The sequence below is a fragment of the Hymenobacter sp. BT730 genome (assembly GCF_030542105.1).
In the GTDB taxonomy this organism is placed as follows: Bacteria; Bacteroidota; Bacteroidia; order Cytophagales; family Hymenobacteraceae; genus Hymenobacter.
Map to the genome: position 1 here is coordinate 139,764 of NZ_JAUOFB010000004.1, position 21,040 is coordinate 160,803.

At 55.9% G+C, this 21,040-nt stretch carries 23 protein-coding genes; 12 read left to right on the forward strand and 11 right to left on the reverse strand.

The annotated features are described in order from the left end of the window. Positions 1-8: 8 nt before the first annotated feature. A complete protein-coding gene (locus tag Q4G72_RS13255; RefSeq protein ID WP_303311911.1) occupies positions 9-503 on the forward strand; it encodes an anthrone oxygenase family protein in 495 nt (164 codons plus the stop codon). Between the two features lie 163 nt (positions 504-666). On the opposite strand, the gene Q4G72_RS13260 is transcribed toward Q4G72_RS13255, so the two are convergent. Next, positions 667-2,484, reverse strand: coding sequence for a glycoside hydrolase family 13 protein (locus Q4G72_RS13260; RefSeq protein ID WP_303311912.1), 1,818 nt, complete (start codon positions 2,482-2,484; stop codon positions 667-669). A gap of 168 nt (positions 2,485-2,652) precedes the next feature. After that, positions 2,653-3,591 carry an NmrA family NAD(P)-binding protein gene (locus tag Q4G72_RS13265; RefSeq protein ID WP_303311913.1) on the reverse strand — a complete coding sequence of 313 codons (939 nt, stop codon included), beginning with the start codon at positions 3,589-3,591 and terminating at the stop codon, positions 2,653-2,655. Between the two features lie 207 nt (positions 3,592-3,798). Between Q4G72_RS13265 and Q4G72_RS13270 the strand changes: the two genes are divergently transcribed. After that, positions 3,799-4,191 (forward strand): glyoxalase superfamily protein, encoded by a 393-nt coding sequence (locus Q4G72_RS13270; protein WP_303311914.1) that lies wholly within the window; start codon positions 3,799-3,801, stop codon positions 4,189-4,191. Between the two features lie 379 nt (positions 4,192-4,570). After that, positions 4,571-5,122 carry a GAF domain-containing protein gene (locus Q4G72_RS13275; protein WP_303311915.1) on the forward strand — a complete coding sequence of 184 codons (552 nt, stop codon included), beginning with the start codon at positions 4,571-4,573 and terminating at the stop codon, positions 5,120-5,122. On the opposite strand, the gene Q4G72_RS13280 is transcribed toward Q4G72_RS13275, so the two are convergent. Both Q4G72_RS13280 and Q4G72_RS13285 read right to left on the reverse strand, forming a co-directional pair. After that, entirely contained in the window at positions 5,119-5,949 is an 831-nt protein-coding gene (locus Q4G72_RS13280) for an ion transporter (protein ID WP_303311916.1), read from the reverse strand. The genes Q4G72_RS13275 and Q4G72_RS13280 overlap by 4 nt on opposite strands. A 170-nt stretch (positions 5,950-6,119) precedes the next feature. Next, positions 6,120-6,836: a 3-ketoacyl-ACP reductase gene (locus tag Q4G72_RS13285; protein ID WP_303311917.1), complete on the reverse strand. Its 717-nt coding sequence runs from the start codon at positions 6,834-6,836 to the stop codon at positions 6,120-6,122. A gap of 235 nt (positions 6,837-7,071) precedes the next feature. On the opposite strand from Q4G72_RS13285, the gene Q4G72_RS13290 reads away from it, so the two are divergent. The 6 genes from Q4G72_RS13290 to Q4G72_RS13315 all read left to right on the forward strand — a co-directional run bounded on the left by Q4G72_RS13290 (position 7,072) and on the right by Q4G72_RS13315 (position 11,635). Beyond that, a complete protein-coding gene (locus Q4G72_RS13290) occupies positions 7,072-7,500 on the forward strand; it encodes a BLUF domain-containing protein (RefSeq protein WP_303311918.1) in 429 nt (142 codons plus the stop codon). A gap of 400 nt (positions 7,501-7,900) precedes the next feature. Next, a complete protein-coding gene (locus Q4G72_RS13295; RefSeq protein ID WP_044514260.1) occupies positions 7,901-8,092 on the forward strand; it encodes a cold-shock protein in 192 nt (63 codons plus the stop codon). Positions 8,093-8,362: 270 nt separating this feature from the next. Next, complete coding sequence (locus tag Q4G72_RS13300) at positions 8,363-9,127, forward strand: oxygen-binding di-iron domain-containing protein (protein ID WP_303311919.1); 765 nt, start codon at positions 8,363-8,365, stop codon at positions 9,125-9,127. 77 nt (positions 9,128-9,204) lie between these two features. Next, positions 9,205-10,140, forward strand: coding sequence for a citrulline utilization hydrolase CtlX (ctlX, locus tag Q4G72_RS13305; RefSeq protein WP_303311920.1), 936 nt, complete (start codon positions 9,205-9,207; stop codon positions 10,138-10,140). A gap of 176 nt (positions 10,141-10,316) precedes the next feature. Continuing rightward, entirely contained in the window at positions 10,317-10,979 is a 663-nt protein-coding gene (locus Q4G72_RS13310) for a dienelactone hydrolase family protein (protein WP_303311921.1), read from the forward strand. Between the two features lie 11 nt (positions 10,980-10,990). Continuing rightward, on the forward strand, positions 10,991-11,635 hold the full coding sequence (locus Q4G72_RS13315; RefSeq protein WP_303311922.1) for a phosphoribosyltransferase: 645 nt from the start codon (positions 10,991-10,993) through the stop codon (positions 11,633-11,635). Between the two features lie 21 nt (positions 11,636-11,656). Here Q4G72_RS13315 and Q4G72_RS13320 read toward each other — a convergent pair whose 3' ends face one another. The 3 genes from Q4G72_RS13320 to pncA form a co-directional block, all read right to left on the reverse strand. Next, on the reverse strand, positions 11,657-13,177 hold the full coding sequence (locus Q4G72_RS13320) for a malate:quinone oxidoreductase (protein WP_303311923.1): 1,521 nt from the start codon (positions 13,175-13,177) through the stop codon (positions 11,657-11,659). Positions 13,178-13,261: 84 nt separating this feature from the next. Then, entirely contained in the window at positions 13,262-13,792 is a 531-nt protein-coding gene (locus tag Q4G72_RS13325) for a 2'-5' RNA ligase family protein (protein ID WP_303311924.1), read from the reverse strand. A gap of 1 nt (position 13,793) precedes the next feature. After that, positions 13,794-14,423 carry a bifunctional nicotinamidase/pyrazinamidase gene (gene pncA / locus Q4G72_RS13330; protein WP_303311925.1) on the reverse strand — a complete coding sequence of 210 codons (630 nt, stop codon included), beginning with the start codon at positions 14,421-14,423 and terminating at the stop codon, positions 13,794-13,796. Between the two features lie 292 nt (positions 14,424-14,715). Here pncA and Q4G72_RS13335 point away from each other — a divergent pair, with 292 nt between their 5' ends. After that, positions 14,716-15,258, forward strand: coding sequence for a cupin domain-containing protein (locus Q4G72_RS13335; protein WP_303311926.1), 543 nt, complete (start codon positions 14,716-14,718; stop codon positions 15,256-15,258). 94 nt (positions 15,259-15,352) lie between these two features. Next, positions 15,353-15,751: a YkvA family protein gene (locus Q4G72_RS13340; protein ID WP_303311927.1), complete on the forward strand. Its 399-nt coding sequence runs from the start codon at positions 15,353-15,355 to the stop codon at positions 15,749-15,751. On the opposite strand, the gene Q4G72_RS13345 is transcribed toward Q4G72_RS13340, so the two are convergent. After that, on the reverse strand, positions 15,748-17,277 hold the full coding sequence (locus Q4G72_RS13345; protein WP_303311928.1) for a T9SS type A sorting domain-containing protein: 1,530 nt from the start codon (positions 17,275-17,277) through the stop codon (positions 15,748-15,750). The two genes, Q4G72_RS13340 and Q4G72_RS13345, sit on opposite strands and share 4 nt — an antisense overlap. A 161-nt stretch (positions 17,278-17,438) precedes the next feature. Between Q4G72_RS13345 and hutI the strand changes: the two genes are divergently transcribed. Continuing rightward, positions 17,439-18,701, forward strand: a complete 1,263-nt coding sequence (gene hutI / locus Q4G72_RS13350; RefSeq protein WP_303311929.1) for an imidazolonepropionase — start codon at positions 17,439-17,441, stop codon at positions 18,699-18,701. A 9-nt stretch (positions 18,702-18,710) separates the two neighbouring features. On the opposite strand, the gene Q4G72_RS13355 is transcribed toward hutI, so the two are convergent. The 3 genes from Q4G72_RS13355 to Q4G72_RS13365 form a co-directional block, all read right to left on the reverse strand. Continuing rightward, positions 18,711-19,088, reverse strand: a complete 378-nt coding sequence (locus Q4G72_RS13355) for a DUF423 domain-containing protein (protein ID WP_303311930.1) — start codon at positions 19,086-19,088, stop codon at positions 18,711-18,713. Between the two features lie 102 nt (positions 19,089-19,190). Beyond that, complete coding sequence (locus Q4G72_RS13360) at positions 19,191-19,859, reverse strand: YggS family pyridoxal phosphate-dependent enzyme (RefSeq protein ID WP_303311931.1); 669 nt, start codon at positions 19,857-19,859, stop codon at positions 19,191-19,193. A 78-nt stretch (positions 19,860-19,937) separates the two neighbouring features. After that, on the reverse strand, positions 19,938-20,963 hold the full coding sequence (locus Q4G72_RS13365) for a vWA domain-containing protein (protein ID WP_303311932.1): 1,026 nt from the start codon (positions 20,961-20,963) through the stop codon (positions 19,938-19,940). Between the last annotated feature and the right edge of the window lie 77 nt (positions 20,964-21,040).

Genomic DNA, 21,040 nt, shown 5'->3' on the forward strand with positions numbered 1-21,040 from the left:
CTACCGCTATGAAACGCACCTTCCTTTTCGCCTCGCTCGTGGTGGCATCGGGCCTGATGCTCACCAACATCTACAGCTCCATTGTAGACGCGCCCTCCTGGGGAAATAATATTCCCTATTCCATGGACGTGGCCCGGGAGTACTATAAGGCGTCGAACCCCGGCAATTTCTTCCGGATTTTCTCCCCGCTCAACCAGGGGCTGGGGCTGCTATGCGTGGTGCTGTTCTGGAAAAGCGGGCGCAAAACCCGTCAGTTTCTCATCGGGGCCTTTCTGCTGTATTTTCTGGCCGAAGGCCTCACGTTCCAGTATTTCTACCCCCGCAATGCCATCATGTTTGAATCCGGCACCACTGATCAGGTCATGCTGAAAAACGTGTGGCAGGAGTGGAGTACCACCAACTGGTTCCGGACCCTGGTGGTAGCGGCGGGAGTAGTATGCTCGGCCCTGGCCCTGCACCGCACCTACACCGCCCCACAGCAGCCAAAGCTAGCCGAAGCGTAATAGGAGAATAGGGTACGGCCTCAGCAGCCAAATGAAAACAGAACAAAAGCGCCGCACTGGATAACCGGAGCGGCGCTTTTATTCTATATAAGCGAGCTTTTGTAATTCGCTTTAAGCAGTATTCAGCGACTTTCTTAGCCAGCCAAATCCGCAAAAGGCAACCTTATTTCTTGCTCAACACCAGCACGTCCATAGCGGGAACGGTTACCTGCTTCACCTTCTTTTTGGTTAAGGCGTTGCGGTATTTGTTCCTGGTCAGGACCTCATGGGTGAAGGTGGCTGGTTGGCTGCCACGGTTGAAGATGACCAGCACATCGTCGGAGCCCTGCTGGCGGCGGAAGGCGTAGAGCTTCTGCGCGTCATCGGTGGCTAGGGTAGTGAAGGTGCCCAGGCGCAGGGCCGGGTGCTGCTGGCGGAGCTTGATGAATTGCTGATACCAGGCAAACAGTTCCAGATTAAAGGCTACCGGGTCGGCATCGTGCTGGGTTTGGTCGGGGTTGAAGGTTTCGGGGTCGTAGGTTTTCTCGGCCCAGAGCATGGGCTTGCGGCAGTCGGGGTCGTTGCTGCCCCATAGGCCGGCTTCGTCGCCGTAGAAAATCATGGGCGAGCCCAGGTACAGCATCTGGAAGGCGGCAATCAGCTTCTGCTTTTGCAGCTGAGCAGCGGTGGGCTTGCGGGCGTTGTAGCTCTTGTTGTTGCTTTTCTGGCTCCAGTTAAAATACGCGCCCCAGTCGCCGAACTTCTTGCCGTCGGGGTTGGCCACGGCGCTGCCAATGCGGGTGGCATCGTGGCTGTCTACCAGGTTTTGCATGTTCAGGGCCACGCCCGGCCCGAAGGCTTCGCGCAGTTCCTTAAGGCGGGCATCAAACTGCGTGGCTGTAGAAGCAGTGGCGTCCTGCACGAAGAAGTCGTGCACGGCAAAAGCGAAGTTGTAGTTCATGGTGGCGTCGAACTCGTCGCCGCTCAGGTAGGGCCGGGTTTGCTCAATCGGAAACACCAGCTCGGCCGTCATGTACGCCTGCGGGTTAATGCTGCGCACGTGGGCGCGCCAGCTTTTCCAGAAGGGGTGACCCACGTCATAGGCCACGTCCAGGCGCCAGCCATCAATGCCGTGGGATGCGCCTTTGTCCATGGGGTTCATCCAGCGCTTGGTAGCGTTGAAGATGTACTCCTTGGGGCCGGCCACAATGCCGTTGGCGTCTTCTTTCAGCTCGGGCAGGGTCTTCACCCCAAACCAGCCGTTGTACTCGAAGCTGGTGCCCTTGGAGGCATCGCGCCAGCTTTTCACCATAAACCAGTCGGCGTAGGGAGAGGCCTGCTGGTTTTTCTCCACATCCTGGAAGGCAAAGCTCTTGGCTCCGAGGTGGTTGAATACCCCGTCGAAGATGATGTACATCTTGCGTTTGTGCACTTCCTCAATGAGCTTGAGCACCAGCATATCGGCCTTGGTCCACACCCAGGTTTCGGGCTTGAGCGGGTTTTCCGTGGCCATCAGCTTTTTGTCACCGTCCGGGTCGGGCCCAAAAGTGGGGTCGACGTGGTGGTAGCACAGCGCGTCGTACTTGTGCGAGGAGGGCGACCAGAACACCGGCGTGAGATACACGGCCTGCACGCCTAGCTTTTGTAGGTAATCCAGCTTATTGAGCACGCCCTGCAGGTCGCCGCCGTAGCGCCGGCGCTGGATGTTAAACCAGATGTCCTTGCCGTTCTTTTGCTCGTAGGGCTGCAGCTGGTACCAGTCGCTCTGCCAGGGATGAATCTCAAAGGGAGAGGTGTCGTCGAAGGGGTAGGCGCCGTTCTGATCCGTTACTTTGGGGTCGTTGCTGGGGTCGCCGTTGCTGAAGCGTTCCGGAAATATCTGGTACCACACCACGCCCTTGCTCCAGGTGGGCGTGAAGTCGGTTTGGGCGCTGGCTGGAGCGGTTATAAGTAGCTGCGCCGAGGTAACGAACAGCGCTGTGAGAAAAGGTTTTATCATCATGCAACATGCAAAAAGTAGACGGGACGGAGGTTTAGCAGTGCCAACATACGCAAGCCTGCGCAAAGGAGCCAAACAGAAGGGACAGGCCTGCTTCTGCTTGATAAGCTGTTGCGGTATAACCCCGCCCACTTGCTTTAGGAGCGAGCCGGAAAACCTTTCTGTCCGGCGTTACTTTTTCGCCAGCACCTCCCGCACCGGAGTCCACCGAATTTCCGGGTAGCGGGCATTATCCAACGGCTCCAGTTTGGGCAGGCCGCTGAACATATTGTGTAAGTATTGCATGCCCTGCCACGGCGGAAAAACGTCGTCGTTGGCAGGCATCAGGGCTTTGGTTATTTTAATGACGGTACCAAAAGCGCCCAGGCTACCCACGCGGAATAGCTTGAACTGCTGCCCCGTTACCTGACTGGCAGCGGCCTGCAAATCCCGGATACTGGCCACTTCGCCGGCCACGCGCAGGTAACGGGGCGTGGTGGCATCCAGGGCGGCCGCGGCAGTAAACTTAGCGGTATCAGCCAAAGTAGTAAAGTCCAGGAGCTGGTCCGCATCACCCCAATACACCACCCGTTTCAGGCCAAACAGGATAACCGGCGCCTGCCCGGTGAGCAGGTCGGTAAACATGCCGTTGAGGATGGAGGTAGCCGCAATAGGCGACTTATCCAGCACCTCGGCAAACTCCCGGCGCAGGTCCAGGTTGCGGTTGCTGCCGTTGGGGAGCTTGGTAAAATCGATGCAGTAGTCGGAGGGAATAAAGCGCGGCACGCCGGCTGCCACGGCTGCCTTGAGCAGCCGCGTCTGCGCACTTACTATCACTTCCCGCAAGCCAGACAAAGCCGAAACGACGCACGTTGCGCCAGCACAGGCTTGCGTGAGTTCTATCAGGTTATTGAAATCAACCTCCACCAGGGAAACGCCTTGTTCCCGTAACGCGGTAACGGATGGGTTGGTGCTTCCTTTACGCACCAGTGCCCGTACGCTGGCTCCCCGTTCCAGCAGATTCTGGGCAATCTGTTGCCCCAGAGCCCCGGTAGCGCCTGCCAGCACAATGGTAGCTGGGTGGGCGGTGTTTTCAGTTTTCTGCTCTCCTGGTACCGGAATAGTAGGCATGGGTTAAGAAATAGGGTGTCAGCTGGCGAGGAATATTTCTCCTTCGAAGGCCGGCCAAATCCCAGCCGGACATCGTTGCACGGTACTACCGCGCTGCGTCCCGGAATGTTATGAAAAGTGCAAGCCATAGGTAAACCAAGTAGCTTGCGTTTAAGCCACGCAACTGCGCCAACCGGCACTACTGCCTAATTCTTCCAGCCACTCTCTATGCCCACGCTCGTTCCCATTCTGCGCATTTTCGATTACGCAAAGGCCCTGGAATTTTACGTCGATTGGCTGGGCTTCACGGTAGACTGGGCGCATCTGCCGGCGGAGGCGCCCGTTTATCTGCAGATATCAATGGCGGGCGTAGTGCTGAACCTCTCCGAGCACCACGGCGACTGCAGCCCCGGAGCCCGCGTACGGGTAGTGGATTTTGCCGATCTGACCGGATATCATCAGCAGTTGCTGGCCAAAGACTACCGCTACAACCGCCCCGGTCTGCACGTGCCCACCTGGAATGCGCAAGCCCTGGAAATGGAAGTTGTTGACCCCTTCGGAAACCGCCTCACTTTTACAGAAGTACCGACCGAGGCTTCCCAGGATGCAAAGTCTGGCTAATATTCGGCCCTGGGGTAATCCGCTTCATTCAGCTATAGATCAGCATTTCACCCGTATTGTCACCGTATTTCTTGTCTAATGGCAGGCTAGGGGGCGTGGTGATGTCCGTTATTTCCCTGAGGTTGGTGTCTTGCTGTTGGGTAGGCTGGGGATAGTTGATTTTTGTGGTTGCGCTAATAGCTTTTTTTTCGTCGGTGTATCATCTGTCTAAATTCCTGTTAGGACACTGTAGCACGTGTATTATAGGCTAACAAGCTCGTCTGTAAAGACTTAATAGGCAGGATAGGTATATGAAAGTATAACGTTTGTCATGTGCTTGGAAGTTTTTGATTTGGTATCTTCACTATGCTAGGAAGTCAATACTTAACCATCCATTGCTATGACCGAGAATCCAACGGAAACCGCCCGCATTACCGCCCTGAAGCGCTACGATATCCTGGATACGCCCGCCGACGGCACCTTTGACCGGATGACGGCGCTGGCTTCTAAGGTCTTTAATATGCCCATTGTTATTATCAGTCTGGTGGATACTGACCGCATCTGGTTTAAGTCGCACCACGGCGTAGAAGTGGCCCAGATAGACCGGGAGCCCGGCCTGTGTGCCTCAGCTATTCTTTCAGATGAGCTCTATATTGTGGAGGATGCTCGCAAGGATCCGCGTACCATGGCCAACCCGCTGGTGGCCGGTGAGCTGGGGCTGTCCTTCTACGCTGCGGCCCCACTCACCACCCACGATGGCCATAGCCTGGGCACCTTCTGCATTATGGATAAAAAGCCCCGCTATTTAACGGATTCCCAAAAGCTGATTCTGCAGGATATGGCCAGCATTGTGATGGATGAAATAGAGCTGCGCCTGGCCGTGCGTACGGCCATTGGGGAAAATGCCCGGCAAAGGGCAGAGTTAAAGAAGCAATCTGGGGTACCTGCTTAGAGCTTCTCCCCGCAGTGCCAGCAGAATTCCGCATCGTTACGGTGCCCGTCGGCCTGGCACACGTGGCACCTTATCTGTTTAAAGGCCGGAGGTGCCGGCGCGGGCTGCGCCATCTGCGCCGATACAATGCCCGTAGGCACGGCAATTATGGCGTAGCCCAGAATCATCAGCACCGAGGCCAGGGCCTGGCCCAGCACCGTTACGGGCGAAATGTCCCCGTAGCCTACCGTTGTTACGGTCACAATGGCCCAGTATATGCTCACCGGAATGCTGGTAAAGCCATTCTCTCCCCCCTCAATTACATACATGAGGGTGCCTACTACAATAATTAAGGTCGAAACGGCCGTCAGAAATACCAGAATCTTGAAGCGGCTGGCCTTGAGGGCGGCGGTAATAAACTCGCCCTCGCCCACAAAGCGGCCCAACTTAAAAATGCGGAATACCCGCAGCAGCCGCAGCGTGCGGATAACCAGCAGGTAGCGGCTGCCCGGCACCAGCAAAGAAACCAGCGTGGGCGCTATAGCCAGAAAATCAATAATGCCCAGCCAACTCAGGGCATAGGCGAGTGGGCGTCGCACCACCAACAGCCGCATGATATACTCCAGCAGAAATACACCCGTAAAAAACCACTCTACGGCCTGCAAATAGGCCCCATAGCGGGCCGCAATGCTGGCCACGCTTTCAAGCATCACGGCCAGCACACTCAATATAATGGCCGCCAGCAGCACAATATCAAATGCACGTCCGGCCGGCGTGTCTGATTCAAAGATGATGTGGAAGGCGCTTTGCTGCCACTTAGGCGCTTGTTCGCGGGGGCGGATGTCCATACACAGCAGGAGTGCGCTACGCGTTGCCGTAGCTATTCAGCTGGTCTAACTTACGAAACAAGCATGTGATGCGCTGACATGTCGCACCAGGCAGGCTCCTGCCACATAAAAAAGTCTGTAACCACCCAGTAGGCGGTTACAGACTTTCCCTGTACACATTCAAACGCTTTCTATGGATTGGTAGACCACATGCCGGCTTCTTTGATAAAGATGCGGCGGTTGAGTTTGAGCTGGGCAATGATGAACTCGGCAAGGTCTTCCGGCTGCATTACTTTCTCGGGGTTGCCATCGGTGAGGTTGTTGCTGATGGCCAGGTCCGTAGCCACGGTGCTGGGCGTGAGGGCAGATACCCGGATATTTTGCTTGCGCACTTCCTGCATCAGCGACTCGGTAAGGCCCATAATGGCAAACTTGGAGGCACTGTAGGCGCTGGTAGTAGCGGCGCCGCGCTGGCCGGCCGTGGAGGCAATATTGATGATGTCGCCGGTTTCGCGCGCAATCATGTCCGGCAGTACGGCGCGGGTAGTGTAGTAAGTGCCCATCAGGTTTACCTGCACAATATGCTCCCACTCGGCGGGCGGCATATCTACCAGCTTGGCAAAAGTGCCGATGCCCGCATTGTTGATGAGGATATCAATGGGCCCCAACTGGGCTTTCACCTGCGCTACGGCGGCTTCCACGGCTTCGCGGTTGGCTACATCGGCCGTAACTACGGCCGTTTTTCCGCCCAGGGATTCTATTTGCTGGGCTACTTCTCTGAGCTGACTTTCGGTGCGGGCCAGCAGCCCCACGTGCGCGCCTTCCTGCGCCAGGGCCAATGCTACCGCGCGCCCAATTCCTTTTCCCGCGCCCGTAACCAGGGCAACTTTTCCGGTGAGTGATTCCATGAAGGGTTCAGATAGTATGAATAATGAAGGGTATAACCGAAGCCAGCGCTCAGTGTTGCGTCGGGCGTGTGCAAACAGTTTAAATGGCGCCATGAAGAGTGGTGGGAAAGCCCGGCAGTTGTGTGCTCAGCGCCGGTCTTTCTAGGTTTTCTGCCCCTGAGTTGGTATATTATTAATCCGGAACAGGAAAACGCAAGGCTGGCTGCAGGGGAGAGCCGGATACTGGCTGAAGGTTATGCACCACATCGTTTATCATAGCTATGCCGTGGGGCAGCAAAGCACCGACGACCTCACATTTCTGCTGCAGCAGGCACGCGCCAATAATCTGCGGCTGGGCATAACGGGGCTATTACTCTATGGCAACGGCAGCTTTGTGCAGGTGCTGGAAGGCGAGGAGGAAGCAGTGCGGGAAGTGTACGCTAAAATCCAGGCCGATTATCGGCATACCCGCGTGCATACCCTCGCCGATGGGCCCATTCAGGCACGCATGTTCAAAGACTGGTCCATGGGGTTTCAGCCGCTCTCGGGCGAGAACTTTGAGCGCCTCTCCGGATATATCAATCCTTACCGCTCCAATTTTTTAGATGACTACTTGCCCGAGATTGATGATGGCATGCTGGAGATGCTTAAATCCTTTGTAGAGGACGAAAGTCAGCAACAGTAAAGCATACGCCGTGGCTTTGCTGCTTTTTATTAGGCGCAGCGAAAAGTATTATGGAAAAAAAGCCGGGCCGATATACAAAGGATTCTCAATTCTCAGTGTTAAAAATATTATTATCATAATATATTAAATATCAAATAGTTATAAGGCGGCATTGGCTTCAAAGAGCCTGTCTACTAGGAATGTATTTGTACCGATATGAACCTAAATCAGGGTGTCCCCGTTACCCCCATGTCATTCGACGCTGCTTCTAATGCTGATCAAACAACGGGTCAGCCAAAAAAAAGGCGTACGTTTACATTGTTAAAGGCAAAATGCCTCGTGTCACTACCATTCCTTCCGTGTTGAAAAATAGTAGAGTTCCGTTGCCAGTTGCTTCATTTTCACCACTTTCCTAAGCATCATGTCAACAGGAACCGTAAAATTCTTCAATGAAACCAAAGGCTTTGGTTTCATCAACGACGCCGCTACCGGCCAAGACGTATTTGTCCACGTAACGGGCCTCATCGACGAAATTCGTGACAACGATAAAGTTGAATTCGAAGTGGAAGAAGGCCGTAAAGGTCTGAGCGCTGTTAAAGTGCGTCGCGCTTAATTACCGCGAACTTCCTATGAAGTTAAGAAGCATGCCCCAGGGCATGCTTCTTTTTTTGTGCCCTGTCCGCCGGTTGCTGCTCCACTGTCAGGATGTGCCTTGCTGATGCACGGAGTAAACTTTCCCTTAACGCTGGGCTGGCTTTTGACGCTGTAATTCTGTAGTTTATTTCCTGCAACAGGTCTGGGAGTTTCCCGGGAAGGAACGGCCGGGCAAGGCCGTCATCGGAGGAAAGAGAAGCAAAGAAGAGCCGCCTATGCCCACAGTGCCATGTACAAAGTGTCTGAAATAGCTCCCGATGTATACCGCATTTCGGTATTCGTTAAAGAATACAATCTGCAATTCAATCATTTCCTGATCCGCGACGAGGAGCCCCTGCTATACCATGCCGGGATGCGGCTGATGTTTCCGGAAGTGCTGGCCGCCGTACGGGAGCTTCTGGACCCTGCCAGCATCCGGTGGATTGGCTTTAGCCATTTTGAAATGGATGAATGCGGCGCCCTGAACGAGTGGTTGCAGATAGCGCCGCAAGCGCAGGCCGTGTGCAGTGATATCTGCGGCATTATAAATATGGCCGATTACGCCATCCGGCCGGCCCGGCTGCTGCCTGCACCCGAGCGGCTGCAGACCGGCAAATACGCCTATCGGCTCATTGCCACGCCCCACGTACCCCACGGCTGGGATGCGAGTGTGCTGTTTGAGGAAACAAACAAGACGCTCCTGTGCTCCGACCTTTTTCATCAGAACGGAAACTGTGCGGCCATTACCGACCATGATATTCTGGGTGCCCATCGGCAGTCGATGCTGGAATATGAAAAAGGGCCGCTGCTGGAGTACACGCCCTACAGTCCCAATACTGCCAAGCTGCTGCAGACGCTGGCTGAACTGCAGCCCAAAACGCTGGCCGTTATGCATGGCTCTTCTTTTATGGGCAACTGCGCGCAGGCTTTGCTGGATCTGGATGGGGTAATGAAGGAGCTATGGGGGCAGCCAGGGTATAGCACCCTTAAAGCCGGGCCACAGCTGGTGGCCTGAGTCAGCCTGGCCAGAAGCGTGCGGCGGCTTTTGCCCCGGAAGCACTTTCTTTGTGCCGAACTCTGGCTTCGTCCCACATGCAATCTGCCCGCACCGTTTTCCTGATTCGCCCGGCCCGCTTTGCCTTTAATGCGGAAACGGCCGCGTCCAACCATTTTCAGCATACTATTGCCGGACTGGAGGCCGATGAAGTGCAGCAGCAGGCATTTGCCGAGTTTGATGCCATGGTAGCTACGCTGCGTGCCCACGGCATGCAGGTGCTGGTATTTGAGGATACCGCCGAGCCGCACAAACCCGATGCGGTGTTTCCCAATAACTGGCTCACGCTGCACCCCGATGGCCGCGTGCTGTTGTACCCCATGTGTGCGCCCAACCGCCGCCCGGAGCGCCGCCCCGATATTCTGGCAGCCTTAGGTCAGCAGTTTGCCATCCGGGAAATCCTTGATTTCTCGGCCCATGAGCAGCAGGACCGCTTTCTAGAAGGCACCGGCAGCATCATCTTCGACCACGAGCACCGCATAGCCTACGCCTGTCTTTCGCCCCGCACTAATGCCGGCTTGCTGCAGGAAGTATGCGCACAGTTGGGTTACCGTCCGGTGACTTTCCGGGCCTACGATGCCCTGCAAAAGGAAATCTACCATACCAACGTCATGATGTGCCTGGGCGCAGACTTTGCCGTGGTGTGTCTGGAAAGCATTACCGATACGGAGGAAAGGGAATCGGTTATTGGATTTCTGACTGCAACCGGCCATAAAATTGTGCCTATCACGCTGGCGCAGGTAGCCCGCTTTGCCGGCAATATGCTCACGTTGCAGCCGGTTGCGGGGCGGGAGCTGCTGGCCATGTCCCAGAGTGCTTTTGATGCGCTTACTCCTGAGCAGCGGGATGAGTTGAGCAGATATTGCGAGCTGGTGCCACTGCCTATTCCTACCATTGAAACCATTGGGGGCGGCAGTGCTCGGTGTATGCTGGCCGAAGTGTATCTGCCTGCACAACCGAGCCCGGCTGGGTAAGCGGGCCTAAGGGTTTCAGTAGCTTGAAGTAATACTCATGGGTATGTAGTGAGGCGGTTTTGGTGGCTATGTTTCAGGTATCAGGAGTTTTTGGTAACTTATATAGACCACAGAAAGTGGGAAGGCAGTAGGGCAGGACGGGCTGTTGCTTCACAGAAGCCGGCTACAATACACACATGACGTACGACTTTCACAAGCTGTTAGAAGTGCCGGTAGAGGGGCCAATGCTGACGGGGGAGTTGATAATTCCCACCAATGCCCGTTCCTTGGTTATTTTCTCCCATGGCAGCGGCAGCAGCCGCCTTAGCTCCCGCAATAACTTTGTGGCCAAGGTGCTGCATCAGCACGGAATTGGCACTTTCCTCTTTGATCTGCTCACCAAGATTGAAGATACTATCTACGCCAACCGGTTTGATATTTCGCTGCTCACCAGGCGGCTGGTGGAGGCTACGCGCTTTCTGGATAGTCTTCCCCTTGCGGCTGCGCTACCCTTTGGCTATTTCGGAGCCAGCACGGGGGCGGCTTCGGCGCTAGGTGCGGCGGCGCTGCTGCCAGCCCGCATTGGCGCGGTAGTGTCGCGCGGCGGGCGTCCTGATCTTACCGGGCCTGGCCTGGCCCACGTGCGGGCAGCTACGCTGCTAATAGTAGGCAGCCTGGATGTAGAGGTGCTGGCGCTCAATGAGCAAGCCTTGACCGTGTTGCCCGGCACCAGGCGCCTGGCCATTATTCCCAGCGCCACGCACCTGTTTGAGGAGCCTGGCGCGCTGAACCAGGTAGCAGAGCTGGCTGCTGGCTGGTTTAGCAACTACCTGCAGCCCGTGCCGCAACCCACTTCTTAACCTGCCTGCTGATGTTCCTGAACCGACATGACGCGGCTGTACAGCTGGCCGAAAAGCTGCGGAAGTACCGGGGACAGGACGGCATTGTGCTGGCTATTCCGCGCGGTGGGGTGCCGCTGGGCGCCGTTATTGCGCAACACCTGGGCTTTCCGCTGGAGGTGGCGCTTTCCAAAAAAATAGGCCACCCCAACAACCGGGAATATGCCATAGGCTCCGTTACGCTGGATGGCTCGGTAGTGAATGAAAATGCCGCTGGAGTGCCCGTTCGGTACATTGAGGAAGAAACGACCCGCATTCAGGCTAAGCTGCGCGAGAACTTCCACCTGTTTATGGGTGGCCGTACTCCCACGAACCTTCACGGCAAAACGGTTATTTTGGTAGATGATGGTATTGCCACTGGGCATACCATCGTCAGCATTGTGCAGGCCATTCGCCACAGCCAGCCCGCCAAACTAATTGTGGCGGTGCCAGTGGCCCCGCCGCAGGCTGCCCACCGGCTCCGGCCGTTGGTTGATGAGTACGTATGCCTGTTGCAGCCGCAGGATTTTATGGCAGTAGGCCAGTTCTACGTCGATTTTGAGCAGGTTAGTGATGAAGAAGTCATTCAGCTGCTACACAACAATGCCGCCCCGGCAGCAAGCCGGGGCGGCATCTAAGCAAAGTTTCTTGTTGATTTCTTATTGCACCGGGGCAGATGCCTGGTTCAGGCCCAGCACGGCGCTGGTATGCGCCCGCAACTCTTCCACCAACTGCGGATTGTCGTTCAGTTCCTGCCCGTAGGACGGAATCATCTCCCGCATTTTAGCCTCCCATTCCGGGGAGGCTGCCTGTTGCGGAAAGCAACGCTTAACCAGGCCCAGCATGATGCTTACGGCGGTAGAGGCTCCCGGGGAAGCACCCAGCAATGCGGCAATGGAGCCATCCGAGGCAGCTACTACTTCGGTGCCGAACTCCAGCACGCCACCTTCCTTCGCATCTTTCTTGATTACCTGCACCCGCTGGCCCGCTATTTCCAACTCCCAGTCCGGACCCTGAGCAGTGGGCATATACTCGCGCAGGGCCTCCAGCCGGTCTTCCGGCGACTGGCGCACCTGATCAATGAGGTACTTGGTCAGCGGCATATTCTTAAGCCCGGCAATAATCATGGGGCGCATGTTGCTCAGCTTCACCGATAAAGGCAGATCCAGGTATGAGCCCTGCTTGAGGAACTTGGTACTGAAGCCCGCATAAGGCCCAAACAGCAGCTCCTGTTTGCCATTTATCACGCGCGTATCCAGGTGGGGTACCGACATAGGCGGTGAGCCCACGGCAGCCTTACCGTACACTTTAGCATGGTGGCGCGCTATTACTTCGGGGTTCACGCACTTCAGCCACTGTCCGCTCACAGGGAAGCCACCAAAGCCAGCGCCTTCCGGAATGCCTGATTTGATGAGGAGCGGCAGCGAACCACCACCCGCCCCAATAAAGACAAACGGCGCCCGGATTTTTATTTCCGCATCTGAAGCCAGGTTTTTGGCTTTCACTCGCCAGAGGCCGTCTTCCTTTTGCTTGAGCTTTTCTACGTTATGGTGAAAGTAGAACGATACCCCCGGCTTGGCCTGCAGCAGGGTAAACATACCGCGCGTGAGGGAACCGAAGTTGACATCGGTGCCCAAGTCCATACGGGTGGCCGCTACGGACTGCTGCGGGTCGCGGCCTTCCATTATCAGTGGCATCCACTGGGCCAGCTCTTCGCGGCTTTCTGAGTATTGCATGCCCTGAAAAAGCGGTGACTGCACCAGGGCAGCATGGCGCTTGCGCAGGAAATCCACGTTCTTATCGCCCCACACAAAGCTCATGTGCGGAATGTGGTTGATAAAGCGTGTGAGTTCTTTTACCTGGTATTTCTCCGCCAGGTACGACCAGAATTGCTTGGACTGCTCAAACTGCTCGGCAATCTTAATGGCTTTGGAAATGTCAACGCTGCCATCGGCCTTTTCAGGTGTGTAGTTCAGCTCGCAGAAGGCGGAGTGGCCGGTTCCGGCGTTGTTCCAGGCATCAGAGCTTTCGGCAGCTGCTACATCCAGACGCTCAAAAACGGCAATGGTCAGCTCGGGACGCAGCTCCTTAAGCATCATGCCCAGGGTAGCGCTCATAATGCCTGCTCCAATCAGAATAACATCAGCGGTGAGCGGTGCGGAAGTGTCAGAAGTACTCATATAAAAATATCGATGCGTACAGGTTACGACGAAACGCTGTAAAGGGGTTCCGGATATTTAACGGACGGCCGGAGCGTTAACACGCTAACCATTCTGCTCAGGCTCAAAATCAAAAGCCTGCAGCAAGGCCCAGGGGCCACCCTGGTATGCCCACAGGCGCAGCCCGGTGCCCATAGCTGTAAAGGGGGTGAAGTCACTTTGCAACTGCTCAAATAAACGCCTTGCCTTTTCGGGGTGCACTTTATTCTGAATAGTAACGTGCGGCCTGCGGCGCTGCTGATCCTGCGGTGTGAGGGAGGACTGCCACAGCTGCTGCAGCCGGCGATGCAGGGCCTCTACCGCGGGGCTTTCCAGCGCAAATGCTACTCCCTGCCCCAGAAACCTTACCCCCGTTACCTGCAGCGGCATGGGCGGCAGCGTGGCGCTAAGGGCACTTAGCTGTTCTACTATCCGGGGCAAATCCGGGCCCGGCAAGTGGTGAAACAGCGTGAGGTGGGCATCGAGGTAATTCCGCTCGGGTGGAAAATGCTGCTGGCGGAGCTGGTTGAAAAACGCAAAGGCTTCCACATTCAGCTGCAGCGTAAGTATAAGTGGCGCATCGGTTGTGGCCAGCATGCTAGGCCTCCTGGCGGCTGGTGGCCAGGGCTTCTGTACTGAGCAGCACCTGCCCGCCCCGCTGAATAATATCAGCCCTGGCCTGGGCAAATCCTTCCTCCGATATAGCGCGGGTGGCGTCGGCCAATACAATGGTTTCAAAGCCCTCAGCCAAAGCATCTTTAGCCGTGAAATACACGCAATAATCTGCCGCCAGGCCGGCCAGGTACACTTGCGTTACGCCACGGCCGCGTAGGTAGTCGGCCAGCCCGGTTGATTTCAGATGGCCGTTGTCATAAAAGCCGCTGTAGCTGTCAATCTCGGGGTGCATGCCCTTGCGAAAAATAGTCTCAATGCGGTGGGTCTCCAGCGCCGGGTGCAGGTCTGCCCCCGCTGTAGACTGCGCACAGTGGTCGGGCCAGAGCACCTGCGACTGGCCATGCAGTTCAATAGTAGAAAAAACGGCCTGTCCGGCATGTGCCGATGCAAAGCTTTTATGCCCGGCCGGGTGCCAGTCCTGCGTAGCTATTACCAGCTCAAACTGGGTCTGCAGTGCATTTACCAGGGGAATAATAGCGTCGCCATCGGGTACAGCCAACGCGCCACCGGGTACAAAATCGTTTTGAATATCTATCAGCAGTAGCGCCTTCATACCAGGAAATGCAGAAAAAGAAGAAGAATTAACAGAGCCAAAAACACTATCAACAGCTAAGCCGGTAGATTGTCACGGAGCACCAAAAAACAGCTGGCTGCAAATGCATTTCAAAACCTAATGCAGCATGATTTATATATAATAAAATATATATTGCTGAACCACATGAATATGTGATATTTACGGCCACAAGTTGGCTTACATTTGTAGAGTGATATACTAGTCTATACCAGAAGATTTGCTTATAGTTTTTGCACTTGACAGGTAATTATTCAGTAAGAAATACGCCGTAATGATTTATAAAGGAAAGGTTATCGAAAACCCGGTAACGGGGCAAATTATACGTTTTGTAGTAACGGCCAGAGAATCGGACGGGGAAAAGGTGGAGGTAGAGGTGGTATTTCCTAGAAGCACGATACAGCCTCCCAGTCACTCTCATCCGCGGCAGCATACGTGCTTTGAAGTAACCCAGGGAGAGTTGCATGTACGGTTAGAAGAGGGGGAGAGGGTGTTGAAAAAAGGGGAGGTGCTACGTCTGCTGCCGGGGCAGCCCCATACCTTTTGGAATGCCGCCGACCTACCTACCGTGGTGCGTTGGACGGCGACACCGGCACTGCGCAGCGAGGAATTCCTGACGGCCATTTTTCAGTTGGCGCAGGATGGGCAGGTTTCTGCTGCCGGCAATCCATCGTTGTTGCAGTCGGCGTTGCTCATGCAGGAATTTCGGGAGGAGCTTCAACTCTCGGCACCGATGTATGGGCTATGGGGGACCCTTTTTGCCCTTCTGCGGCCAATTGCTCGGATTACCGGCTTACAGAAAGTACCCCAGCACTAGCGCGGTTAGCTGCGAAAGACACGGGTACGTAAAAGCCTCCATCCGCACCGGTTAGAGCAGTGGCTGTAACTCCTGCGGCGTATTCTACTCCTGCATGTTTGCTCACTTAAAAGCACAGGCCAAGGCACTTAAGGCCGAACTCTATGCCTTGTATTATGCCGCGCAGGATGCGCGCACGCCTTGGTATGCCAAGGCATTAATGGGGTTTACCCTAGCCTACGCCATGAGTCCCATCGACCTGATTCCGGATTTTATTCCGGTATTAGGTTACCTGGATGACCTCCTGATTGTGCCCGCCTGTATCGCCCTCAGTATTCGGTTGATACCGGCCGCGGTTATGGATGAGGCGCGAATACGGGCACGGGAGCAGGGCCTGGCAAGAAAGCCTAACTGGGTGGCCGGAGCTATTATTCTGGTTTTGTGGGTGGTGGGGCTAGGCATTGCGGGGCACTACGCCTATACCTGGTATTACCAGCGCACGCGTCGGCCCTAACGCACCTCCACTTTCTGTGAAAAGGCCACGCCGGCGGCATCGGAGGCCGTGAGGTAATACAGGCCAGCGGGCAGCCCGGCAGTAGCTATGCGTAGCGGCGTAAACCGGGCAGGCGCTGATAGGCGGCGTACCACCTGCCCCAGGCCATTGAGCAGAAGCACCTCACCGGGCCCGGCAGCCCCTTCTACCAGCATAAAATCGTGGGCGGGGTTAGGGTATACCCGCCAAGCCGTCAGGGGCTGATTATTCACGGTTTCAATCGGGGAGTAAGCTAGGCTGCCATCTAAATCCTCCATAGCCAGCCGATAAAACAAGGTGCCCGAGGGGGGCGTTTGGTCACGGGCCTGGTAACGGGCGCCGTGGCTGGCGCTGGTGGCCGGCACGGTGGCTACCTGCGTCCAGCTAAGCCCATCCTGACTACGCTGCACAACAAACTGCCGTGTTTGGTCTTCGGTAGCGGTTTCCCACTGCAGCACTACCTGTCCGGCTGCGGCACGGGCCGTAAAGCTAACCAGGCTAACAGGTAGCGGCAATGCCCCGGCAAAGCTTACCGCATCGCCGCGTGAGCAGCCAAACGTGCCGGGAAATGCCAGGCCGGTATAAAAGCCAGTGGTGCGGTCTATCCGGAAGATGCTGCCGCTATTGGCCGTTACCACGTACATATTCCCCACTTTATCGGTGAACATGGAGCCAATATCCTGCGGGCTTGGGGTGGGAATACGGTTGGCAGCGGGAATAAGCGTGGTGGTAGCAACCGGTGCCGAGCCAGGGTTTTTGATAGTAAGAAACTTAAACTCCTGGCCCAGATAGCTCACCAGATTTCCTGAGAAAGAATCAAATACCCAATCCTGAATCCCGCCTTCGGGCGTAGCGCTGCTGCCTCCAGAACTGATAAAGGCCTGCACCTGTAGCCGAAAATTTTCTATCACCTGTGCCGTAGCTGGGTCACTGATATCCAACAGTCGCCAGGTAGCCGTAGCGCTGGGTACCGGGAGCAGCGGAACCGTGCCTACGTAGAGCTTCACCATATCTATCTGGCCCGTAAATAGCCCATATCGGAAGGTGGCAGCACCCACGTAATAAACGGAAGCCGGACTACCATCTCCCACAAAATTCAGGGTCTGGCTAAGAAACACGGTGGTAAAAGTGGGCCCCGGAACTGATGGTGGTACTATTGCCCCAATTTTGGTAGCCTGCGCCGTAGCCAGGTTAATCTTATATAAGTTGGGTGGGGTCTGAAAATTACTGATGGTAAGGGGCTGCACTACATTCAGGCCGTAGGCTGCGCGCAGAGCTACGTCCGGATTATTATCATAGCCCAGCGCGTTTAGAATGAGAGGCGTGGAGCCTTCGCGCACCGTGGCAATGGTCGTGAGTGAGCCATCGGTATTTATCTTTTTTAGAATAGAGGGGTTCCCGGCGCTGGCGGGACAGGCGGAGGTAACGGCAAAGCTGTTTGTGGGAAACTGAGCATATAGCTCCCGATCAACTATTGCCAAAGCCAGGATGAGTAATAATTTTTTCATTTTGCGCACTGATAACTATTCAACTTGCAGCAGCCCATTCCTCAAAACCGGTTTGTCTAACCGTGCCTATCCAACTCAATATCCATCGTTTAGCTGCTTAATATAGGATTAAAATATTTTTTTATATAACAAATTAAATCAAAGCTTCCCATTCTTCTCTCATGCCCTATACCCTCCTTATCCAGAACTGTAGCCAGTTGTTAACCATGGCCAGTAAAACTGGTTTGTCTCTTCAACCCCTGAGCAGGGAAGAGCTAACTGAATGGAAAATCATTCCCAATGCCTACGTGGCCTGCGTGGGGGACACCATTGTGGCCACTGGTCCTATGGTCGAGCTGGATTCCAGCCAGCTTGCTGAGGATACCACCGTAATTGATGCCGGGGGGCGCGTAGTGATGCCTGGCTTGGTGGAGTGCCATACGCATCTGGTTTTTGCCGGAAACCGTGCCCACGAGTTTCAGCGTAAGCTCCGGGGCGAGTCATACCTGGATATTCTGGCCTCGGGCGGGGGTATTCTAAGCACGGTGCGCGCCACCCGGGCCGCTTCAGAAGAAGACCTACTGACGCAGGCCCTGCACCATCTGGAAGGGTTTCGACGCTACGGCGTGACGACTGTGGAAGCCAAAAGCGGCTATGGGCTGGATAAGGAAACGGAACTGCGGCTGGTGCGCGTGGCGCGGGAAGCCGGGCGCCAGCAGGCTGCACAGGTGGTCTGCACCTTCCTGGGCGCCCACGTGGTGCCCCCCGAGTTCAAAGGCCAGCCCACCGTCTACCTCGATTATCTGGTAGCCGAGGTATTACCGGAGCTGCGGGGCGAGGCCGAGTTTGTGGATATTTTCTGTGAGGAAGGTGCCTTTAGTATAGCCGATTCCCAGGCGTATCTGGCGCAAGCCAAAAACCTGGGCTTTCAACTCAAGATCCACGCCGAGCAGCTGCACAACCTGGGCGGCTGCGCTATGGCCGCGGCGCTGGGCGCCATCAGCGTAGACCATTGCGACTACCTCTCTGCCGAAGATGCGGCCCGCGTAGCTGCAACGGGCCGCACAGTGGCCGTACTGCTGCCCTTAGTGCCGCTATTCCTGCGCCAGCAGCAGTATGCGCCGGGCCGGGAACTGATCCGGCAGGGTGTGCCCATTGCTATTAGCACCGACTTTAACCCGGGCTCTTGCCCCAGCAAGAACCTCTGGCTGGCACTTTCAGTGGCCTGTTTGAATATGGGGCTCACGCCCCGCGAGGCTCTTGCGGCCGTTACCCTGAATGCTGCCTGGGCCATCAACCGTCAGGAAAGCATTGGTAGCCTGGAGCCCGGCAAGCGGGCCGATATACTGGTGCTGGACTTAGCCGACTACGAAGAAATTCCTTACTGGCTGGGCGAAAACCCCGTTCGTACGGTCATCATCGGGGGGGTGCCGCAGCCGCACTAATAGCTAATGCTACAACTGGCGGGCCACCACCAGCAGGCTGATCCAGCCCGCAATAAAGAGCAGCCCACCAATGGGCGCTACAGCGCCCAGCTTGGTATAGCCCGTGAAGCACAGTGCCAGCAGCGAGCCACAAAAAAGCACCATACCGCCCAGCCATAAACCAGCCGTGAGCCCCAGGCCGCGCAGCTCTGGGCGGGCCGCCAGCAGAACGCCTACCGCGGCCAGTGCCAGCGTGTGGTAAAACTGATAGCGCACGGCCGTTTCAAACGTGTCAAACCGGCCAGTAGCTTCCAGCATAGGCCGTAAGCTATGGGCTCCAAAAGCGCCAATGCCTACGCCAAGTGCCCCCAGGAAAGCAGCGAGTTGCAGAATCAAACGAGCGGACATAGGGAATCGGTTAGGGGTGGATTGTTGGAGGATTTGACCGGAATAGCTCTTGTAGTCGGGCTTGTTGCAACCAGCCTTCTAAAATTAGCCAGTAGGAGCCCATTACTCCCGGGCCCCAAAAATAGCGCTGCCTACCCGAATCAGGGTGCTGCCTTCCGCAATAGCCAGCTTATAGTCGGAGCTCATGCCCATGGATATTTCCCGAAAAGCTGGCTGATCAGCAAAATAGCGGCTCTTCAGCAAATCAAAATATCCTTTCAACTCCCGAAATTCCCGCCGGAGTTGGTTTTCATCCTTTGTGAAAGTAGCCACGCCCATTACCCCGGTCAGCTGCACATGGCGCATGGCCTGGTACTCAGCTGACTGTAGAATGGCCTCGGCTTCCGGGAGCGAAAGACCGGTTTTGGCTTCCTCTTCTGCAATATGAAACTGTAGCAGGCCCTGAATAACCCGGCCATAGCGCGCGGCCTGCTTCTCCAGCTCCACTAGCAGTTTCAGGCTGTCAATGCTTTCTACGGTATGCACAAACGGGGCAATATATTTTACCTTGTTTGTCTGCAGATGCCCAATCAGGTGCCATTCTATATCGGCGGGTAGCTCAGGCTGTTTGGCCACCATTTCCTGCACCCGGTTCTCACCAAAAAGGCGGCTACCGGCCTCATAGGCTTCCCGCAAACGCGCCACCGGATGGGTTTTGGTAACCACCACCAGCCGGCAGCTGGTGCCGGCCAGCTCCTGTTCAAACAAGTGTATATTTTCGGCGATGCTCATCGGAATTGATCAGTAAAGGCTAAAACTGAGCGTGAAGAGCGGCCCAGAACAAGCAGGCCATTAGCTCAACCATCCGCTCTAGTCTTCCATAGAATTGGTGAGAAATGTATTTTTCAGGCCCAGCCAAAACACCCACAGGCCCACGCACCAGTAGAGGTAATAGCGGTAATAGTCGCGCGTGTTCCGAAAGCGGGTCTGCCGAATTTCAGATTTTTCGAGGCGGTCTATCTGTCGGAAAATCTGCCGCAGCGCCTGGGTGTCTGTGGCGCGGAAAAACTGCCCGCCGCCGGCTGCCGCCAGCTGGCGCATGGTACTTTCATCCAAGCGGGTTTCTACGTAGCGGGGGCGGCCAAACTCGTCAGTGCCGAAGGGGATGGTGCCGTCCTGGCCCAGCCCGATGGTGTAGAGGCGCAGGCCATAGGCGTGCGCCAACTGGGCGGCCAGCAGCGGATCGAGGTTGCCGGCCGTATTTTCCCCGTCGGAAATTAGGATACACACTTTGGTTTGGCTGGGCGAGTCCCGCATACGGTTGGTAGCCACACCCAGCGCGGTGCCAATGGCCGTACCGTCATTGGCAATCATGCCCAGGTGCAGCTCTTTCAGGTTTTCTCGCAGCAGGTCGTAGTCAGTGGTGAGTGGGGCCAAAGAATAAGCATCACCAGCAAAAGCCACCAGCCCGATTCGGTCACCCATGCGGCCATCCACAAACTCGCGGGCCACCCGCTTGGCGGCTTCCAGGCGGTTAGGCTGCAAGTCCTGCAACTCCATAGACCCCGACACATCCAGTACCAGTAGAATATCGATACCCGCCCCGCTTTGTATTACTCGCTCATCAGTGCGCTGGGGGCGGGCCAGAGCAATCAGACCAAACAGGATACTTAGCGCCAGCACCACATCCGGCAAAAACCGCAGCACAGCACTCCAATCGGTGCGGAGCCGGCCCGCCACGAAGGCTACGCCAAGCCGCCGCCGGTTGCGGTACGCCAATAGCCAGCGTAACCCAAACAGCAGGGGCACCGCCGGTAGGAGTAAGAGCACACGCGGCCACTCCCAGGTATAGCTAGTCAGGGTACTGTAGCGAAGCCCTTCCAGAAAGGTCAGCATACAGCAGCAACCAGAAAAAAGTATGGCGTCATGGAGTTCAAGCGTGCAATATGGCCCAAACCGAGCGCAAATACCAC

Coding starts and splice junctions, on each gene's coding strand:
- Q4G72_RS13255 (WP_303311911.1), top strand. CDS start 9: ATGAAACGCACCTTCCTTTTCGCCTCGCTCGTGGTGGCATCGGGCCTG.
- Q4G72_RS13260 (WP_303311912.1), bottom strand. CDS start 2,484: ATGATGATAAAACCTTTTCTCACAGCGCTGTTCGTTACCTCGGCGCAG.
- Q4G72_RS13265 (WP_303311913.1), bottom strand. CDS start 3,591: ATGCCTACTATTCCGGTACCAGGAGAGCAGAAAACTGAAAACACCGCC.
- Q4G72_RS13270 (WP_303311914.1), top strand. CDS start 3,799: ATGCCCACGCTCGTTCCCATTCTGCGCATTTTCGATTACGCAAAGGCC.
- Q4G72_RS13275 (WP_303311915.1), top strand. CDS start 4,571: ATGACCGAGAATCCAACGGAAACCGCCCGCATTACCGCCCTGAAGCGC.
- Q4G72_RS13280 (WP_303311916.1), bottom strand. CDS start 5,949: ATGGACATCCGCCCCCGCGAACAAGCGCCTAAGTGGCAGCAAAGCGCC.
- Q4G72_RS13285 (WP_303311917.1), bottom strand. CDS start 6,836: ATGGAATCACTCACCGGAAAAGTTGCCCTGGTTACGGGCGCGGGAAAA.
- Q4G72_RS13290 (WP_303311918.1), top strand. CDS start 7,072: ATGCACCACATCGTTTATCATAGCTATGCCGTGGGGCAGCAAAGCACC.
- Q4G72_RS13295 (WP_044514260.1), top strand. CDS start 7,901: ATGTCAACAGGAACCGTAAAATTCTTCAATGAAACCAAAGGCTTTGGT.
- Q4G72_RS13300 (WP_303311919.1), top strand. CDS start 8,363: ATGTACAAAGTGTCTGAAATAGCTCCCGATGTATACCGCATTTCGGTA.
- ctlX (WP_303311920.1), top strand. CDS start 9,205: ATGCAATCTGCCCGCACCGTTTTCCTGATTCGCCCGGCCCGCTTTGCC.
- Q4G72_RS13310 (WP_303311921.1), top strand. CDS start 10,317: ATGACGTACGACTTTCACAAGCTGTTAGAAGTGCCGGTAGAGGGGCCA.
- Q4G72_RS13315 (WP_303311922.1), top strand. CDS start 10,991: ATGTTCCTGAACCGACATGACGCGGCTGTACAGCTGGCCGAAAAGCTG.
- Q4G72_RS13320 (WP_303311923.1), bottom strand. CDS start 13,177: ATGAGTACTTCTGACACTTCCGCACCGCTCACCGCTGATGTTATTCTG.
- Q4G72_RS13325 (WP_303311924.1), bottom strand. CDS start 13,792: ATGCTGGCCACAACCGATGCGCCACTTATACTTACGCTGCAGCTGAAT.
- pncA (WP_303311925.1), bottom strand. CDS start 14,423: ATGAAGGCGCTACTGCTGATAGATATTCAAAACGATTTTGTACCCGGT.
- Q4G72_RS13335 (WP_303311926.1), top strand. CDS start 14,716: ATGATTTATAAAGGAAAGGTTATCGAAAACCCGGTAACGGGGCAAATT.
- Q4G72_RS13340 (WP_303311927.1), top strand. CDS start 15,353: ATGTTTGCTCACTTAAAAGCACAGGCCAAGGCACTTAAGGCCGAACTC.
- Q4G72_RS13345 (WP_303311928.1), bottom strand. CDS start 17,277: ATGAAAAAATTATTACTCATCCTGGCTTTGGCAATAGTTGATCGGGAG.
- hutI (WP_303311929.1), top strand. CDS start 17,439: ATGCCCTATACCCTCCTTATCCAGAACTGTAGCCAGTTGTTAACCATG.
- Q4G72_RS13355 (WP_303311930.1), bottom strand. CDS start 19,088: ATGTCCGCTCGTTTGATTCTGCAACTCGCTGCTTTCCTGGGGGCACTT.
- Q4G72_RS13360 (WP_303311931.1), bottom strand. CDS start 19,859: ATGAGCATCGCCGAAAATATACACTTGTTTGAACAGGAGCTGGCCGGC.
- Q4G72_RS13365 (WP_303311932.1), bottom strand. CDS start 20,963: ATGCTGACCTTTCTGGAAGGGCTTCGCTACAGTACCCTGACTAGCTAT.